12 protein-coding genes and 1 pseudogene are annotated in these 17,264 nt (G+C 64.6%); 7 read left to right on the top strand and 6 right to left on the bottom strand.

The window, feature by feature from the left end:
* The first annotated feature begins 21 nt into the window (after positions 1-21).
* From K4A76_RS02815 to K4A76_RS02800, 4 genes are all read left to right on the top strand, one after another.
* Positions 22-645 carry a DUF4136 domain-containing protein gene (locus tag K4A76_RS02815; protein WP_047149812.1) on the top strand — a complete coding sequence of 208 codons (624 nt, stop codon included), beginning with the start codon at positions 22-24 and terminating at the stop codon, positions 643-645.
* A gap of 19 nt (positions 646-664) precedes the next feature.
* Complete coding sequence (locus K4A76_RS02810) at positions 665-1,234, top strand: DUF4136 domain-containing protein (RefSeq protein WP_029885902.1); 570 nt, start codon at positions 665-667, stop codon at positions 1,232-1,234.
* 180 nt (positions 1,235-1,414) lie between these two features.
* Positions 1,415-1,885 carry a prepilin peptidase gene (locus K4A76_RS02805; protein ID WP_274411489.1) on the top strand — a complete coding sequence of 157 codons (471 nt, stop codon included), beginning with the start codon at positions 1,415-1,417 and terminating at the stop codon, positions 1,883-1,885.
* Between the two features lie 120 nt (positions 1,886-2,005).
* Positions 2,006-2,782: a response regulator transcription factor gene (locus K4A76_RS02800; RefSeq protein ID WP_178126201.1), complete on the top strand. Its 777-nt coding sequence runs from the start codon at positions 2,006-2,008 to the stop codon at positions 2,780-2,782.
* A 54-nt stretch (positions 2,783-2,836) separates the two neighbouring features.
* Here K4A76_RS02800 and pbpC read toward each other — a convergent pair whose 3' ends face one another.
* Positions 2,837-5,191 carry a peptidoglycan glycosyltransferase PbpC gene (gene pbpC / locus K4A76_RS02795; protein WP_274411488.1) on the bottom strand — a complete coding sequence of 785 codons (2,355 nt, stop codon included), beginning with the start codon at positions 5,189-5,191 and terminating at the stop codon, positions 2,837-2,839.
* Between the two features lie 77 nt (positions 5,192-5,268).
* Between pbpC and K4A76_RS02790 the strand changes: the two genes are divergently transcribed.
* A complete protein-coding gene (locus K4A76_RS02790) occupies positions 5,269-5,562 on the top strand; it encodes a hypothetical protein (protein ID WP_009685776.1) in 294 nt (97 codons plus the stop codon).
* 133 nt (positions 5,563-5,695) lie between these two features.
* Here K4A76_RS02790 and K4A76_RS02785 read toward each other — a convergent pair.
* Positions 5,696-10,597, bottom strand: a pseudogene (locus K4A76_RS02785) (alpha-2-macroglobulin family protein).
* 239 nt (positions 10,598-10,836) lie between these two features.
* On the opposite strand from K4A76_RS02785, the gene K4A76_RS02780 reads away from it, so the two are divergent.
* Together K4A76_RS02780 and K4A76_RS02775 are read left to right on the top strand one after the other, a co-directional pair.
* A complete protein-coding gene (locus K4A76_RS02780) occupies positions 10,837-12,174 on the top strand; it encodes an MATE family efflux transporter (RefSeq protein ID WP_274411487.1) in 1,338 nt (445 codons plus the stop codon).
* Between the two features lie 120 nt (positions 12,175-12,294).
* A complete protein-coding gene (locus K4A76_RS02775) occupies positions 12,295-12,750 on the top strand; it encodes an REP-associated tyrosine transposase (RefSeq protein WP_274411486.1) in 456 nt (151 codons plus the stop codon).
* A 109-nt stretch (positions 12,751-12,859) separates the two neighbouring features.
* Here the strand turns inward: K4A76_RS02775 and speA are convergent, their stop codons facing one another.
* The 4 genes from speA to K4A76_RS02755 all read right to left on the bottom strand — a co-directional run bounded on the left by speA (position 12,860) and on the right by K4A76_RS02755 (position 17,217).
* A complete protein-coding gene (gene speA, locus K4A76_RS02770) occupies positions 12,860-14,773 on the bottom strand; it encodes an arginine decarboxylase (RefSeq protein ID WP_029885908.1) in 1,914 nt (637 codons plus the stop codon).
* A 149-nt stretch (positions 14,774-14,922) separates the two neighbouring features.
* Positions 14,923-15,294, bottom strand: coding sequence for a translation initiation factor Sui1 (locus K4A76_RS02765; protein WP_009685768.1), 372 nt, complete (start codon positions 15,292-15,294; stop codon positions 14,923-14,925).
* Between the two features lie 316 nt (positions 15,295-15,610).
* The gene (locus K4A76_RS02760; protein WP_009685767.1) at positions 15,611-16,147 is read right to left on the bottom strand and encodes an NUDIX hydrolase; all 537 of its coding nucleotides are present in this window, start codon (positions 16,145-16,147) and stop codon (positions 15,611-15,613) included.
* Between the two features lie 2 nt (positions 16,148-16,149).
* A complete protein-coding gene (locus K4A76_RS02755; protein WP_274411485.1) occupies positions 16,150-17,217 on the bottom strand; it encodes a DUF2333 family protein in 1,068 nt (355 codons plus the stop codon).
* Positions 17,218-17,264: the final 47 nt, after the last annotated feature.

Below are 17,264 nucleotides of genomic sequence, written 5' to 3'. Positions count from 1 at the left end.
GCGGCCTGCCGGGAGGAATACATGCCATACCGTCTGTTGTACCTGGCCCTGCTGCCGCTGGCCCTGGCTGGCTGCCAGAGCCCCAATCCGTATGTTGCCAGCAGCCGGCCGTTGCCCCCGGCGCCGGCACAGGCGGCCGCTACCTTCGATGCCAGTGCCTACCCGGCACCGGCACGCGATTACGGGCGCTACCGCAGCTGGAGCTGGCGTAACGGCCGGTTGCCCAGTGGCTCGGCGGGGGCCGACCCGGCGCCCCTGGCCGATGCCGTTGGTGGTGCCCTCGACCAGCATGGCCTGCGCCCGGCGCGGGGCGGCCCCGGCGACTTGCTGGTAAGCGCCGACATGCGGCTGGAGAGGCGCTTGCGGCAAGTGCGCGATTACGACACCTATGACCCTTACCCCTACGGCAGCGTGGGCTATGGCGGTTACCGCCACGGCTACGGGGGCTATGCCAGCGTGCCAGTGGTGCGGACCTACGAGGTGCAGGTGATGGTGGTGCGCATCGACCTCTACGACGCCCGTACCGGCCAACCGGTATGGAGCGCCAGCGCCGAAAGCGGCAGCGACAAGGACTCGCCACGCGAACGCGAAAACGCCGTGCGCGATGCTGTGCACAAGGCGCTCAGCGGCTATCCTCCCAGTTAATAGCCAACGGAGAACCATCATGTTGCGCCGTCTCGTTCTACTGTCATTCGCGCTGGTATTGTCAGCCTGCTCGAGCACTAACGTTCAGCAGGATTTCGATGCCAGCCGCGACTTTGCCGCCTACCGCAGCTGGGCATGGCAGGAGCCAGGTTTGCAGTACCGCCCGGATGACCCTCGCATCAAGAGCGACCTGACCGAACAGCGCATCCGTACGGCAGTGGCCGAGCAGCTCGACCAGCGCGGCCTGCGCCCGGTGCAGGGCGGCGCGCGGCCAGACCTGACCGTACGTACCTACCTGATCGTCGAGCAGCGCCAGCAACAGATCACCACCAATTACGGCGGGGGCTGGGGTGGTTATTGGGGCGGGTACTGGGGTGGCCCCATGTACAACGAAACCCGCAGCGTCGATTACAAGGTGGCCACCATTCAGGTCGACCTTTTCGATGGCCGTGACGGCAAGCTGGTCTGGCGCGGCAGTGCCGAGCAGATCATGAACAACTACCCACCGGGCCCTGAAGAGCGTAACAGCGCCATTCAAAACACCGTGGCCAAGGTGCTGGGCAATTACCCGCCGGGTAGCCGGAAGTAACCTCCAAAAGCAGCCAGGGGCTCAAGCGCAGCCCCCGGTGACAACTACGACAAAATCCGTTCCGACCACGCCTTTTTCGGTTGCAAGGCCTACTTCTGCGCACGTTCCGGTCTATCTTCAGTCAAGGAAACCTGACTGACCGGGTAGAAGTGTTCAACTTTTAGGAAGGGCGACCTGCCAATGCAAAGCATTGTTCTGCTGCTGTGGCTTGCCTTGTGCTCCGAACAGGATGTGCGTCAACGCCAGATCTCCAACCTGCTTACCCTGGGTGTGGCCAGCTGTGCCCTGCTCTGGCTGTTCGCCACTGGCCATAGCTGGATGGGTGCCGATGCCAGCGATGCCGGATGGGCGCTGGCCATCGTCATGCTGTTGACCCTGCCCGGCTATATGTACGGCCACTTCGGCGCCGATGATGTCAAGCTGATGGGCGCCCTGGCCCTGGCCAGCGGCACGCAATACGTGCTTGGCACGTTCATTGGCGCTGGGGTCAGCGTGCTGGTCTGGCTGCTTGCCCGTCGGCGTTTATGGCTGCTGCTCAACCCCAAGATCAAGAAGCGCCTGCAAGCCCTGACCGAGGAGATGGGCGACAAGCAGGCGTTCGTCCCCTACGTGCTCGCCGGCTTTCTGCTGACAGCCGTATGGATCCAATAGCGATGCCTGCGGTCGGACAATGTGTACAGGGTTTGTACAGAATCGCCGCGTGCGACTACTTTTTACATTGCCAGAGCGTCTGGCCCGGGAGCAGGGCCGTATACGAACAGGGAGTTGATCGTGTCCAGACCAGTGAGTGAAGTGAAGGTATTGGTGGTCGACGACCAACCGGTCATTGTCGAGCAGCTATGTGAATACCTTGAAACCGCGGGTTACACCTGCGTACCCGCCTATTCCACCGACGAAGCCATAGAGCGGTATACGTCGGACCCTGCAGTCGGCCTCATCATCTGCGACCTTGAAATGCCCGAACGGGACGGCATCGAGCTGGTGCGCGCCTTGAAGGAGATCGACGGCAGCCAACGCATGTTCGAGGCCATCATGCTGACCGGCCGGGGGGAAAAACAGGACGTGATCCGCGCCCTGCGCGCAGGTTTTGCCGACTATTACCAGAAACCCATGGACCTTGAGGAACTGCTCGAAGGTGTGCGCCAGCAGGAGCAGGCCTTGCTCGAGCGCCAGCGCAACCTCCGCAACCTGGGCGGCTTGAACCAGCGTTTGCAAGACTTGGCCGAGTCTGTGGACGAGCTGTATCAGGAGCTGGAGAAAGCCCGCGGCCAAGGCGCCCACCGGCGTGCCACGGATGGCGAAGAGAGCGAGAGCGAGCTACCCGCAGCGTTCGAGAAACTGTCGCCCCGCCAGTTGGAGGTCGCGCGGCTGGTGAGCAAGGGCAAGACCAACTACCAGATTGCCTGTGAACTGGGGATCACCGAGAACACCGTCAAACTGTACGTGTCGCAGGTGCTGCGGTTGACGCATATGCATAACCGTACCCAATTGGCGCTGGCGCTGACGCCCAGCTCATCGCCAGTGCATCAACGTTTCACTACCCACTGACCGGCGGCCTGCTGTACCCGGGGCGTATTACCGCCCCACATTGCCCTCGGGCGCCTACTCACTGACCTGAAACGCCACCCGGGCAGTCTCACCGCTTTCATCCAGGGCGCTGAGTTCGGCCTGGCCAACCTGGGGCAAACGCAGCAGCAGGCTGTCCTGCCCCTGGGTCTCCCCCAGCGGCTGGCCATTGAGGAACCACCAACGCCGGCCGCCGCCCCCCAGGGCCGAAACATGCAACTGCAAAGGCTCACTGCTGGTGGCCGGCCGGCGCAGATTGTCGCCCGGGCGCACCCCCACGATCGACAGCGGTGGTGCGCTGGCCGGTACCTGTGGCGGGCAGTTTGGGTCGATGGCCGGCAACCGTGCGGCACGCCGCTCCATCCGCGGTAGCCAAGGCTCCAGCGGTGCCGGCCACAGGGCAATATCGCGGGCCGTGGCGCCTGGGCAACTCCCATCCACACGCAAGCCATGCGGGTTGACCCACACCGTCTCGCGCAAGCCCAGGCCCAGCGGCTGGTCGGCGGCCTGCAAGGTTGGCGGCGTGGTGCCGTCCAAGGTCCAGGCAAACCGCTGGCGCCGGCAGTTACTGTCCTGCCTGGCCATGGGCTGGCCAAGCGGCCAACAGATCGCGGCCACGCCGACACTGGCGGGCACCGGCAAGACTGGCACGCTGATACCCCGCTGGCTGTCGCGATTGCTCAACAGGTCGTGCACCTGCAACATCAGGGGGGCGGCCGACGCCAGGCCGAACTGCCCTGCTACCGGCGTACCGTCTGGGCGACCGATCCACACACCAATCAGGTAGCGCGGGCCCACGCCAATCGACCAGGCATCGCGAAAGCCATAGCTGGTGCCGGTCTTCCAGGCCAGTTGCGGGCGCTGCACCAGTTCGGCATGCGGGTCACGGTCGGGGCGTGCCTGGCCGCTGAGAATACGCCGCACGATCCACGCTGCACCCGGCGACAACAGACGCCGCTCGACCAGCGGGTCCTGCGGCTGCAGGCGGACCTGCGCGGTGTTGCCGCCCCGGGCAAACGCGGCATAGCCGCCCACCAGGTCTTCCAGGCGGCTACCGGCGCCGCCCAGGATCAGCGACAGGTTGGGCTCTGCCAAAGGCGGCAGTGCCAGTGGCATACCCGCCATACGCAGTTGCGCGGCAAAGCGCTTGGGGCCGTAGGCTTCCAGCAGTTGCACTGCCGGCAGGTTCAGCGACAGCGCCAACGCCGAGCTGGCCGACACCGGTCCGCTGAAACCCATGGAGAAATTGCCCGGCCGGTAGTCGCCGTAGCGTCGCGGTACATCCTGCAGCAGCGATTCGGAATGGATCAGGCCGTCGTCCAATGCCATGCCGTACAGGAAAGGTTTGAGCGTAGAGCCGGGCGAGCGCAGCGAACGCACCATGTCGACATGACCAAAGCGGCGCTCGTCGGCCAGGTCGATCGACCCCAGGTAGGCACGCACGGCCATGGTCTGTGCTTCGACCACCAGAATGGCGGCAGAGGTGCGCTCTGGCAGGCGTGCGCGCCAGCCCAGCAGCAAGTCTTCGAGGCGCCGTTGCAAGGCCGCATCGAGTGTGGTGCGGATCAGCGGTGGGCTGTTGGCGCTGTTCAAGCGCCGCGCCAGCAATGGCGCCAGCGCTGGCTCTTGCCGTGGGGCCAGCACCAGCGGTTCTTCGGCCGCTTCACGAATTTGCCTTGCCGGCCACACCTGATACTCCGCCAGGCGCTGCAGTACCTTGTCGCGTGCGCGCTGTGCCCGCTCGGGGTGGCGGTCGGGGCGCAGGCGGCTGGGTGCCTGCGGCAACACCGCCAGCAACGCGGCTTCGGCCGGGGTCAGGTGCCGCGGCGACTTGCCCAGGTAGGCCCAACTGGCTGCGGCCACCCCCTGCAAGGTACCGCCGAACGGCGCGCGGTTCAGGTAGATTTGCAGGATCTCGCGCTTGGACAGGTGCCATTCCAGTTGCAACGTGCGCCACAGCTGGCGCAGTTTGCCAGCCAGGGTGCGGTCGTGCGGGTCGAGCAGGCGGGCCACCTGCATCGACAGCGTGCTGCCGCCCGACACCACTCGCCCACCGCGCAGGTTCAGCCAGGCAGCACGGGCCAGCGCCAGCGGGTTGACCCCGGGGTGGTGATAGAACCAGCGGTCTTCGTAGGTCAACAACGCCTGCAGATACAGCGGTGAAACCTCATCAGGGCTGACCGGGTAACGCCACACGCCATCAGTATCGGCAAACCGCCATAACGGTGTGCCATCCTCGGCCAGCACTACCCGCGCCAGGTCGTCACCCGGCATGGGCAGGGGCCAAATGCGGTCTGCCAGCCACAACAGGCCAGCCAGCAACAGCAGGCCGAGCAGCACGGCGCGCAACAACCTGCCCGCACGGCTGCGTGGCCGCGCTAAGCTTGGCATCGGGAACCGACCTGGCCAGGTGATGGCCAAAGGCTTGGGGACGGCAAACTCGCCGACTCGTTCATCAGGAAGCAACTATGCATGTAGAAGGTTTTTTCGAGTGGCTGGGCCAGGCACTGGGATCGTTGATTCGCTTCATCGTCGACGCATTGAGCGGGCTGTTCAACCTGCTGGCCAATGCCGGTGGCAATTTCATCGACGGCCTGGCGCGCACCTTGGGCATGGACACCTCGCTGGTCAGCATCCTGGCCCTGATCATCGGCCTGATGCTGCTGTACTCGGCCATCCGCGCATTCATGCGTGCGTCGATCATCCTTGGGATCATCTGGCTGGTGCTGGGGTTGTGGGTAATGAGCTGGGTGATCCACTGAGCCATCCCAGGGACCGCCCGGGAGGCCGCACGGCGGCCCGCCAGCAAGCCGGCTGCCACGGTGACCGCAGCAGCATCGAAGCCAGGTGCAGCACCTGGCTTGCCAGCATGAGGCCGGTAACAGCAGCACAAGCCTAGCGGGCTTTTACCGTCATCTCGCCTTGCCCATCACCCACCGCCTGCAGGTTCGGCCGATACATCGACTCAACCTGCGGCGGCGGTACGCGGTAGGTGCCCGGGGTCACCGCCCGCGCCAGGTACAACAGGTGCGTGGCGCCATAACCGTCGAGCTTGAGCGCCGCCACGTAGCGGTCGTCACGGTACTCCTGATGCACCACGCTGGCGTTCTGCATCGATTCGCGCCATTCCTTCACCGCACTGCTGGCGTTGTCCAGGCTGGCGGCACTTTGCGCCAGGTTCTGGTTCTCCAGCTCCAGGCCAGCCGGCAGCAGGTCCACTACCAGCGCATCGGGCACGCGGTCCTGGGCCTTGAGCGCCAGGTGCACCAGGACCAGATCGCCACTGCGCAGGTTGTGCAGGTCCAGTGGCTGGCCATTCATGCCCAGGTATTCGCGGCGGATCTGCATACCGTTACCGCCGGCGGCAGGCGCCTGGCGCGGGTAGCCAGACAATGTCAGTTGCTGGTAGAGGGTCGCGCTGCCTTCATTCTGCACGCTCAGCGGCGAGGCCAGCAGCGGGCCATCCAGCTTCATGCCAGACTCGGCGTTGTTCAACTCGCGCACTTCGCCGGCACTGTCCAGGCGCGCCTGCCACTGGCCCTCGGGCTTGCCCAGCAGGCCACGGCCGGCGAGGAACAAGGCATTACGCTCCTGGGTCGACAGCCAGCGGTTGGCCGCCAGTTCATCCGACAGGGCAAACAGACGCTGGTCGACCTGGTTGGTGGCCAGGTTGCTTTCCTGCAGCAGCGCCAGGATCAGCGCCTGATCACGCAGCGGGCTGCCATAGTCAGCCATCCACCCCTTGCTGCGGCTGATGCCAAGCCCGGCTTGCAGGGCTTGCTGGGCACGCGGTTTGTCGCCCATCTTGTCCAGTGCCACCGCCAGCTGCACCAGCGGCAGCCCAGAGCGGGCATCGGCCCGGCGCTCGAACAAACCGCGCAACGCGCCCAGCGGCGCTTGCTGGCTGCGCGCGAGCACCAGCGCGGCATAGGCCTGCACGGCGAAGCGGGTATGTTCGGCGTTTTCGCTGTAGTCGACCTCGATCAGGTTGCGCTCCTGCAGGTAGCGCAGCAGGCGCTCGCTGGCCTTCTTCAGCGCTTCGGCCGGTACCCCATAACCTTGGTCGCGGGCCCGCAGGAGGAAGTCGGTGACATAGGCGGTCAGCCAGTATTCCTCCTCGCTGTCCGAACTCCACAGGCCAAAGCTACCGTTGTAGCGCTGCATGCCCAGCAGGTGCTCGATGCCCATCTCGATCTTGCGCTTGCGCACATCTGCCGGCTCACCCTTGATGCCCAGGCGTTTGAGGCTTTGGGGATCGGCATACAGCGACGGGTAAAGGCCGCTGGTGGTCTGCTCCAGGCAACCGTACGGGTACGCCTCCAGCGCGCGGATCTGCTCGGCCAGGTTGAGCGGTGGCCGGCTCGACAAGGCCAGGCTGGCCTCCAGGCCCGCCGGTTCGAAGGCGGCCAGGTCTGCTTCGGGCAGCGTCCATGGCTGGTCCTTCAAGGCCACGCGGTAGTGCTTGAGCATCGCCGGGTAGGCAGGGCGCACGCCCAGCGCCCACTCGCGCTCGAAGGCGGTGCTTGGCTCGTTGGGCAGTTGCAACCCGGTGACACGCACCCGGACCTTGCCCTGCCCCAGGCCGCCCTGGGCCTGCACTGGAATCAGCAGCGTCGAGCGCTGGCCTTCGGCCAGGGCCACGGTGTGCAAGGCATTGGCGGCCAGGCTCAGTTGCCCTTCGCTGCTGACTTCAACCTGCAACTGCTGGGCCCGGCCCGACAGGTTGGCCAAATCCAGGGCCAGGTTGGTGCGGTCGCCGCCGGCGAGGAAACGCGGTGCCGACAGCTCGGCGATCAGCGGCGCAGCGACTACCGTCTTGCCTTCGGCCATGCCGAAGTGGTCGTCGGTCCAGGCTTGGGCCATCAGGCGCAGTTCACCATTGAAGTCGGGGATATCGACCGTTACCTGGCCCTGGCCGTTGTCATCCAGGGTAACCGGCACGCTTTGCTGGGCGACGATGGTAACCGTGGTGTTGGGGCGCTTGCCCCCCTTGGCCATGGCCGCGTCACCGCCGAATGCCAGGCTGGCCAGGCGGCCTTGCCCGGCCTCGATCAACTGGCCGTAGATGTCCAGTTGGTCGGCACCGTAGGCCTTGCGCCCGAACAGGCTGGCGAACGGGTCGGGGGTCTTGAAGTCGGTGATATTGAGGATACCTACGTCCACTGCCGACACCAGCACATGCACTTGCCGCGGCACACTGCCGTCGGCGTTGGCGGCCTTCACGTTCACCGTCAGCGGCTGTTTGGGGCGCATTTTCTCGGGGGCTTGCAGGCTCACCGCCAGCTTGCGGCCGGCGCGGTCCAGCGGCAGGTGCAGCACACCGACCGAACGCTTGGGCGTGGCATTGGCCTTGCGCTCACCAGGGCGGATTACCAGCGCACTGATGTACAGGTCATGGCGGGCCCAGGCCTTGTCCAGTTGCACGTCGAACGTCTTGCCCTCGGCGGGCACGTCGATTTCCTGCCACCACAGCGGGCCGTCACTGGACTCGATCATCAGGTAACCGCTGCCCGCAGCCGGCGGGGTCACGGTGACTTTGGCCGTGGCGCCATCAGCATAGGCCGGCTTGTCCAGCGCCAGTTTGACCTGGTCGGGGCGTACGGCACCGCCTTCGGCGTTGTCCTGGGCACGGTAACCGGCCCAGAAGCGCTCGCTGGACACCAAGCCGGTCTGCGGGTCTTCCACCTCGACCCGGTAAGGGCCCCATTCCACCTGGAAGCTCAGCTTGGCCGTGGAGCCGGCCTTGACGCTGACCGTCTCTTCGCTCTGGGTCAGGAACTTCTCGTTGTAGGCATAGCTCCAGCCATCGCTTTGCGAGTAGTTCCAGTAGTAATCACGACGCTCACGCACCAGGCGCACTTTGAGGTCGTTGGCCGCCAGCTTGTTGCCGTCGTGGTCGGCCACCAGTACCTCGAACTCCACCGGCCCGTCGCTATCGGTTTCCTCACCGTCAAACAGGCCGCGCAAGCCTGGCAGGCGCTCGCCCGGCCAGATCGGCTGTTCCAGGCGCCGGGTGATCGGCCGGCCGCCGGACTCCTGCAAGCTGGCCTGCACGGTCAGTTGCAACGGCGAGCGGGCTTCTGCCCAGCGGCTTTCGATATCGACCACGGCCTTGCCCGCCTGGTCGAGGGTGACTTCATCCAGCTCCAGGTCCTGGTTCAGTTCGGTTTCGGTGACCGAGCCGAACTGGTAACCCGGCAACGCCGGCACCGCCTCGCGCAAGGGGCGCACGTAGGCTTGGCCACTCAGGCGGTTGCCGGCCGCCGGAGCGCCGTACAGGTAACGGCCAGTGACCTGGATGCGCGCGTTTTCATCCGGTGACAGTGGCTCGCTGCTGCCCTTGAGCTCCAGCGCAAGACGCTCGGGCAGGAAGTCTTCAACCAGGAATTCGTAGACCTGCTGGCGCCCACCGCCGAGGTCGAGCAACAGTTGCCAGCGACCGGTCGGGGCCTCGCCGGCCAGCTGCAACTGGTACTGGAACAGGCCATTGGCATCGGTCTCCCAGACGAACTTGCGGCTGACCTGTTCATCCGGGCGGCGCACTTCCACGTTCACCGGTTGGGCCTTGACGGGCTTGCCGTCCTGGTCACGCAGCAGGCCGTTGAGCAGCACCGTTTCGCCTGGGCGATACAGGTCGCGCGGGCCGAAGATGAACAACTGCAAGGGGTTGGCCTGGGGCCCGGTGATGTCGAACTCGGCGAGGTCCAGCGCGGCAGTGTTCAAGCGCAGCAGCGTGGTGTGCACACCCTGGGTGGCGATCAGGGTGTCGGCCTTGGGCGTGATCGGCAACTGGGCGTGGCCCTTGCCATCGGTGGCGGCCTGGGCCAGCAGCTTGCCCTTGTCGTCATGGATTTCCAGGTTGACGCCGCTCATGGCCTTGCCGCCTTCCAACTACTGGGCGAATACGTCCAGGCGGTCACGGTAGCGGTGCGCGGAAACGCCAATGTCGCTGAGGGTGAACAGGGTGGCCGGCTGCGAGTAATCGTAGGTGCCGGAGGCACGCATCACAGCCAGGTACACGCCAGGCGCCTGCAGCGGCTTGATGCCAGCGATGGGCAGCAGCACGGTCTCGCGCGTGTTGCGTGCCGGGTTCAGGTCGAAGCGGCCACTGTAGACCAGTTCGGCCATGTCCAGGGTTTCCTTGGACTGGTAGTAGTACAGGCTGCTGTTGCGCCCCCAGCTGGCCAGGAAGTTCGAGAGCATCTCCGGCTTGACCCGGAAGAACTCGACATCGACCTTGTCGACGTTCAGGGCGATGACCGGCAGGCCCTCTGCCAGGCGTGTGGGCAGCAGCGAACCGCGGCTGGCGAAGCCGATGGTCGGCTGCATGTCGCGGGTTTCCAGGCGGGTCACCGACTCACTGGCCAGTTGCTCGCCGTTCACCGCCAGCAGGCCTTTGTCCACGGTCAGCACCAGCTTGCGCTGGGGTTCGAGGTGGCGCAGGCGCAGCTCCATCTGGTTGTCGGAGAGCTCCCAGGCGCGATCGAGCTTGCCTTTGACGGTATCGACCAGGTGCACTTTGGTAGCGAAGTCCTGCTTGGCATCCAGCGGGGCAGAGAAGCTGATCGACAGCGTCGCGGCGCCGTCGAGCTGCACTTCGGAAACGTCGAGCACAGCCAGCTCGCGGCCTGCATAGCGCTTGGCGAGCACGGCAGGGTCTTCGCGCTTGGCAGCGGGGGCCTCGGCGGGCGCGGTGGCTGCCGGCTTCTCGGCCGGCGCCGGTTTGTCCGGCGTGGAAGAGTCACAGGCACTGAGCAAGGCCAGCGCGCAGGCCAGCAACAATCCTTTGTTGAACATGGAGTAGGAACTCTTTGGCAGCGGGTACTTAAGGGCCGCAATTATAGCTGGCCGGAATCATGTTCGCGCGGTTTGCTTGCCTGGCCGTTACACTGTGCCCATTCAGAATAGCCGGGGGTGCTTTGCGCCCCTTTCGCGCACAAGGGCGCACCTCAAAGGCCTGCGTACGCCGATCGATGTGGGAGCGGCCTTGTGTCGCGATTGGGCTGCGCAGCAGCCCCAGATTCCCAAGGACCGCAATGACTGCACTGACCGCCGACTGGCGCCACCGCCCCACCCACCACAAGGTCTGGGCGCTGGCCGCGCCGATGATCCTGTCCAACATCTCCGTGCCCTTGGTAGCCCTGGTCGACAGCACCGTCATCGGCCACCTGCCCCACGCCCACCAGTTGGGCGCAGTGGCCGTGGGCGCCACGTTGTTCACGTTCATGGTCGGCCTCATGGGCTTCCTGCGCATGGGGTCCACTGGTTTCGCCGCCCAGGCCGCCGGGCGGCGCGACGGCGCGGCGTTGCGCCAGGTGCTGGTTCAAGGGCTGCTGCTGGCGGTCGGCTTTGCCCTGTTGATTGGCCTGCTGGCCATTCCCTTCAGCCAGTTGGCACTGCATGCGATGCAACCCAGCGACGCGTTGCAGCAAGCCACCGAAGACTTCTTCCACACCCGCCTGCTCGGGCTGCCTGCAGCGCTGGCCAGCTATGCCTTGGTCGGCTGGTTCCTTGGCACGCAGAACGCCCGCGCGCCGCTGGCGATCCTGCTGACGACCAACCTGCTGAACATCGCGCTGAACCTGTGGTTCGTTCTGGGCCTGGACTGGGGTGTGCTGGGTTCAGCGCGGGCCTCGGTGATTGCCGAGTGGAGTGCCGCCCTGCTCGGCCTGGCCCTGACCCGCCCGGCGCTGCGCGCCTACCCAGGGCAGGTCGCATGGGCAGCACTGAAGCACTGGCAGGCCTGGCGACCGCTACTGGCCGTGAACCGCGACATTTTCCTGCGCAGCCTGGCGCTGCAGTTGGTGTTCCTGCTGATCACCCTGCAAGGCGCACGCCTGGGCGAGGCGACCGTAGCGGCCAACGCACTGCTGCTCAATGGCCTGCTGCTGACCGCCTATGCGCTGGATGGGCTGGCGCATGCGGTGGAGGCACTGTGCGGCCACGCCATCGGTGCCGGTGATCGCCTCACCTTGCGCCGCTCGCTGGTGGTGGCCTGTGGTTGGTCACTGATCACCAGTCTCGGGTTTGCCGGGATGTTCCTGCTGGGTGGGCACCTGTTCATCGATCTGCAGACCGACATCGACAGCGTCCGCGCAGCGGCTTACCCGTACTTGCCTTACCTGGCGTTGCTGCCATTGATTGCGGTGTGGAGTTATTTGCTGGACGGTTTGTTCATCGGCGCCACCCGCGCGCGGGAGATGCGCAATGCGATGCTGGTTTCGGTGCTGATTGCGCTGCCGGTGGCGGTGGCCATGAGCGGGTTTGGCAACCATGGCTTGTGGTTGGCGTTTCTCGGGTTCATGGGGTTGCGGGCGGTGACGTTGGGGTGGGTGGGGTGGCGGTTGCAGCAGCGGGGGCTGTGGGTTGGCTGAGCGGGGATAGCCCATCGACCGGATAACGCGGCTCCAACTGTCATAGTCAGTAATGATCCACCTGCGCCGATCCTTGTCCCGCCTCCTATCCTGCGAACGGGATGTTCAAAGGAAATCGACATGGATCGTCGCGGCAATCACCGTTTTCGCCAAGGGCGCTTCTCAGAGCCGGGCAGACTGTATCTGCTCACAACCATTACTCGCCAGCGGTACCCCTTGTTCCGCAACCTCTGGTTTGCGCGCGCAGTGATCCGGCAGTTGCAACTCAGCGATCAGCAAGGCGACTGCCGGACTCTGGCCTGGGTATTGATGCCGGACCATTTGCATTGGCTGATCGAGCTTGGGCCAACCCATCTGAGCAAGCTCATGTGCGCCTTCAAGTCGCGGAGCAGTTGTGCCCTCTACCGTACCGGTGCTGCGCGCCAGCACATATGGCAGCCAGGCTTCTACGACCGCGCGCTGCGCAAAGACGAAGATGTGAGAGTTGCCGCACGCTATATCATCGCCAACCCCATTCGCGCCGGTCTGGTGCGCAAGGCGGGTGAATATCCACATTGGTATTGTGTGTGGCTGTGACAGCGCCGGTGAGGGTTTCGGCCTCATTTCGCGACACAAGGCCGCTCCTACAGGGATGAGCTGTAGGAGCGGCCTTGTGTCGCGATGGGCCGCAAAGCGGCCCCGGCATTTACGACGACAGGTACGACGACCGGGTCAAACCAAGCCGCAAGGCATCCAGATACTGCGTGCGCTCACGGGCAGTGATCTTGGCGCTGGCAACCTTGTCGCGGTAGTGGGTCATCAACTCTTCGGGCGACAGGTGCACGTAGCGCAGCATGTCCTCGATGGTGTCGTGGGTCTCGATGCCGGCGTGGTACACGCTGCCATCGGCGTTCTGGTAGATGTTCACCGAGTCGGTGTCACCAAACAGGTTGTGCATGTCACCCAGAATTTCCTGGTACGCACCGACCAGGAACACGCCCAACAGATAATCCTCGCCCTCCTGCACCGCATGCACCGGCATGCTGGTCTCGATGCTCTGCTCGTCGACGTACTGGTTGATCTTGCCGTCGGAGTCGCAGGTCAGGTCCTGCAATACCGCACGCCGCAGGGGTTCTTCGTCCAGGCGGTGCAGCGGGATGATCGGCAGTACCTGGCCAATGGCCCAGGTGTCCGGCAGGCTCTGGAACACCGAGAAGTTGCAGATGTACTTGTCGGCCAGCTTGTCGTTGAGTTCGTCCAGCACCTGACGGTGCGAACGCTGGCGCGCCTTCAACGAGTTGTGCAGGCGGCGGCAGACCGCAAAGTAGCACTGCTCGGCCAGGGCCTTCTCGCTCAGGGTGAGCTTGCCATCGGCATACTGCGCAGCCACGTCACCCATGTAGTGGGTGGCACGCCAGTAGGTTTCGGTCACCATCTCGATGTCGGTCGGGCCAAGCAGGTCGACCAGCCACTGCACGGTCTCGGGCAAGGCTTCCTTGTTCTCGATGGTCGGAACCTGGTCGTTGTGCTTCTCGACGTCGGTCACCTGGATCACCAGCATGGCGTGGTGCGCGGTCAGCGAACGGCCGCTCTCGGAGAAGATGTGCGGGTGCGGCAGGCCCTGCGCATCGCAGAACTCCTTGAGCATGCCCACCACCACGCCAGCGTAGTCGTCCATGTCGTAGTTGATCGAACTGGCATTGCGCGAGTGGGTCCCGTCGTAATCGACACCAAGGCCGCCACCCACATCGATGTGGTCCACCGGCAGGCCCAGCGCACGCAGCTCACCGTAGTAACGGATGGCTTCCTTGAAGCCGTGCTGGTAGTCGGCCAGGTTGGCGATCTGCGACCCCATGTGGAAGTGCAGCAGGCGGATGCCCTGGTCCAACCCGGCATCGCGGAAACGCTGGACAACAGACAGCAACTGCGCGGCCGACAACCCGAACTTGGACTTTTCACCCCCGGTGTCGGCCCACTTGCTCGAAGCCAGCGAAGACAGGCGTACGCGCAGACCAACCTGGGGTTTGACCTTGAGCTCGGCGGCCTCTTCGATCACCAGGGCCACTTCCGACTCTTTCTCGATGACGATGAACACATTGTGGCCGAGCTTCTGGCCCATCAGCGCCAGGCGGATGAATTCACGGTCCTTGTAGCCGTTGCAGACAATGGTGCCGCCTTTCGGCGCCAGCGCCAGCACCGCCAGCAGTTCGGGCTTGGAGCCGGCCTCCAGGCCGATCGACACGTTCTGCGTGGCGATGATGTTCTCCACCACCGCTTCCTGCTGGTTGACCTTGATCGGGTACAGCGCGGTGTACTGGCTCTGGTACTCCAGGCGCGCGATATTGGCGTCGAAAGCGCCGGTCAGCTGGCGAACGCGGTCCTGCAGAATGTCGGGGAAGCGCACCAGCAAGGGCAACGACAAGCCGCTCTGGCGCAGTTCGTCGACCTGTTCGAACAGGTCGATCGGCGCGCTGTTCGGGCCGTTGGGGCGCACTTCGACGCGCCCGGCCTCATTGATGGCGAAATAACCAGCGCCCCAATGGCGGATGCCATAAACACTGCGGCTGTCGGCCACGGTCCATTGGCTACCATCGTCTTTGCGTGTGCGTCGTACGGACATTCAAGTCCCCTATAGATAAGTCGAAGACACTGCCCTGCATGCTGGCGGGCGCAGTGTAAAAGCCGAAAATGACGATTCGTCCGTGCCCCAGGGTAGACCCTGGCCACGGCAACGAGTTTAGAAAGCACTGGGCAAAAATGCGCGCCGGCTCAGCCGCCGGACTTTTTCGCCTTGAAGCCCTGCTTGATCAGCTCGGCGATCAGCAGCTCGACATGGTCGCCCTGGATTTCGATGACCCCATCCTTCAACGCGCCACCGGTACCGCAACGGCGCTTCAGGGTGGTGGCCAGCTCCTTGAGCTGATCGGGCGGCAACGGCACACCGGTGACGGTGGTCACGGTCTTGCCGCCGCGGCCTTTGCTTTCACGGCGCACACGGGCAATGCCATCGCCTTCGGGGATGACCTGCTGCTTGCAGGTACAGGCATCCACCGGTTGGCCACAGTCGGGGCAATGCCGACCGGCGTCGGTGGAGTAAACGAGACCGCCAAGGGCGGCGAAGGAAGAAGCTTTCTTGGCCACTTTTGTTCCTCGGTGCAGAGGACAAAAACTGGTCGTACCTTGGGGATGAGGCCGACCGCGAAGCCCCACTCTGGCAGGGGCGGCGCTACTGCTGCAAGACATGCGGCAGCCCGAAAAGGGCGCGCAGTGTAACGAGAAATGCGGCGATTGCTAAGTACAGGATTGCGGCATTTTGCGAATGTTTTGCGACTACCCGGGAACTGGGGCTGCTTTGCAGCCCTGTCGCGACGCAAGGCCGTTCCCACAAGGTCCTGCATACGCCGATCGATGTAGGAGCGGCCTTGCGTCGCGAAAGGACCGCAAAGCGGTCCCCACGTCATCCCAGGCTGGCTTTATAGCGCTGCAACGCCGCCAGCGAATCCGGGCAATACGGCTTCATCAGGCTTTCTTCCTCAGCCTGCGCCAGGCCAATGAACCGCGCCTCGATCACCTCTTCCGGCTGCAACCGCAGCGGCGCATCCGACACCGCCGAATACACCGCACACCACAAACGGTTATCGGGCTGGTCAAAGTAGAACCGCTCATGAAAGCGCAGTGCCGCGCCTTCAATGCCCAGCTCCTCGGCCAGTTCACGCGCCGCCGACTCGGCATACCCTTCGCCGGCCGTGACCATGCCACCCGCCGCCACATCCCAGTACCCTGGGTACAGCGCCTTGCTCAAGGTACGCCGGTGTACACACAACTCACCAGCACTGTTGAACAACAGGATGAACGTGCAGCGGCCGATCAGGCCGCGCTCACGCAGCTCGGCGCGGGGCAAGGCGCCCAGCACCTGGTCGGCTTCGTCGACCCAGGTGACCAGTTCACGGTCGGAAGCCGCCCGGTGGGCGGCCTCGTTGGCGCTGATGGCCATGCTCAACCCTGCGACAGCAACTGGCGCAGGTCGATGACCGCAGCGTTGGCCCGGGAAATGTAATTGGCCATGACCAGCGAGTGGTTGGCCCACATGCCGAAACCGCTGCCGTTGAGCACCATCGGGCTCCACAGCGGCTCTTGCGAGGCTTCCAGCTCACGAATGATCTGCCGCACGCTGACCGTGGCATTCTTTTTCGCCAGTACATCGGCAAAGTCAACCTCGATGGCACGCAGCAAGTGCGACAGCGCCCAGGCCTGGCCACGGGCCTCGTAGAACACGTTGTCGATCTGCAGCCATGGGGTTTCCACCAGCTCTTCGTCCACTTGCGGCGCCTGGCCGGCAACCACCGACTCGGTCTTCAGCGTGGTGTTGAGCTTGACCCGGCCAACGCTGGCCGACAGGCGCTGCGACAGCGAACCCAGGCGGGTGGCGACGTCACCCAGCCAGTTGTTCAGGTTGTCGGCACGGGTATAGAAGATCGCGCCCTTGTCGCCAGCAGCCAGACGGGTCTGGTAGCGCGACAGCGACTTGATGCCCTCTTCGAACTCCGACTCGCTCGAGGGCAGGATCCAGCTCTTGTTGTCGAAGTTGAAGCGCGGCTCGGCCTTGGCCAGGTCGGCGTCTTCGGTAGATTGCGACTGCGAACGGGCGAAGTCCTTGCGCAAGGCGCGGGACAGGTCGCGCACCTGGACCAGCACGCCGTACTCCCAGCTCGGCATGTTGTCCATCCACAGCCCTGGCGGGAAGCGGTCGTTGGAAATGTAACCGCCCGGCTTGTTCAGCAGGGTGCCGGCCACGGTCTTGAGGGTTTCAACGGTGGTGTAGCCAATCACCATCTGCTGGCCATTGTGCTCGGCTGCAGCCTGGGCATTCTGCTGCACCGGGAACAGCGCAGGTTCCTGGCTCCAGTACCAGCCCAGGCCGATGCACACCAGCAGATACAACCCGATCAGGGTTCCCAGGGCGCGGCTCCAAAGGCCGCCAAGGTAGCTACGGGCGGCAGCGCCGCGGCCGTCGACACGCTCACGGGGCTCGGGTTTGGCCTCGCGGTTTTTCCAATCCAGCATGGCTTTGTCCTTAATCAGTCACGACGGTTCAGGGGCTTTGACCACAG

This window comes from Pseudomonas sp. NEEL19, from assembly GCF_028751975.1.
In the GTDB taxonomy this organism is placed as follows: domain Bacteria; phylum Pseudomonadota; class Gammaproteobacteria; order Pseudomonadales; family Pseudomonadaceae; genus Aquipseudomonas; species Aquipseudomonas juntendi.
This window is presented reverse-complemented; position numbering and strand designations above follow the sequence as displayed.

Excerpts from the sequence above, each read along its gene's own strand:
- K4A76_RS02755 (WP_274411485.1), bottom strand. The coding sequence starts at position 17,217 with ATGCTGGATTGGAAAAACCGCGAGGCCAAACCCGAGCCCCGTGAGCGT.
- K4A76_RS02775 (WP_274411486.1), top strand. The coding sequence starts at position 12,295 with ATGGATCGTCGCGGCAATCACCGTTTTCGCCAAGGGCGCTTCTCAGAG.
- speA (WP_029885908.1), bottom strand. The coding sequence starts at position 14,773 with ATGTCCGTACGACGCACACGCAAAGACGATGGTAGCCAATGGACCGTG.
- K4A76_RS02805 (WP_274411489.1), top strand. The coding sequence starts at position 1,415 with ATGCAAAGCATTGTTCTGCTGCTGTGGCTTGCCTTGTGCTCCGAACAG.
- K4A76_RS02790 (WP_009685776.1), top strand. The coding sequence starts at position 5,269 with ATGCATGTAGAAGGTTTTTTCGAGTGGCTGGGCCAGGCACTGGGATCG.
- K4A76_RS02815 (WP_047149812.1), top strand. The coding sequence starts at position 22 with ATGCCATACCGTCTGTTGTACCTGGCCCTGCTGCCGCTGGCCCTGGCT.
- pbpC (WP_274411488.1), bottom strand. The coding sequence starts at position 5,191 with ATGCCAAGCTTAGCGCGGCCACGCAGCCGTGCGGGCAGGTTGTTGCGC.
- K4A76_RS02810 (WP_029885902.1), top strand. The coding sequence starts at position 665 with ATGTTGCGCCGTCTCGTTCTACTGTCATTCGCGCTGGTATTGTCAGCC.
- K4A76_RS02780 (WP_274411487.1), top strand. The coding sequence starts at position 10,837 with ATGACTGCACTGACCGCCGACTGGCGCCACCGCCCCACCCACCACAAG.
- K4A76_RS02760 (WP_009685767.1), bottom strand. The coding sequence starts at position 16,147 with ATGGCCATCAGCGCCAACGAGGCCGCCCACCGGGCGGCTTCCGACCGT.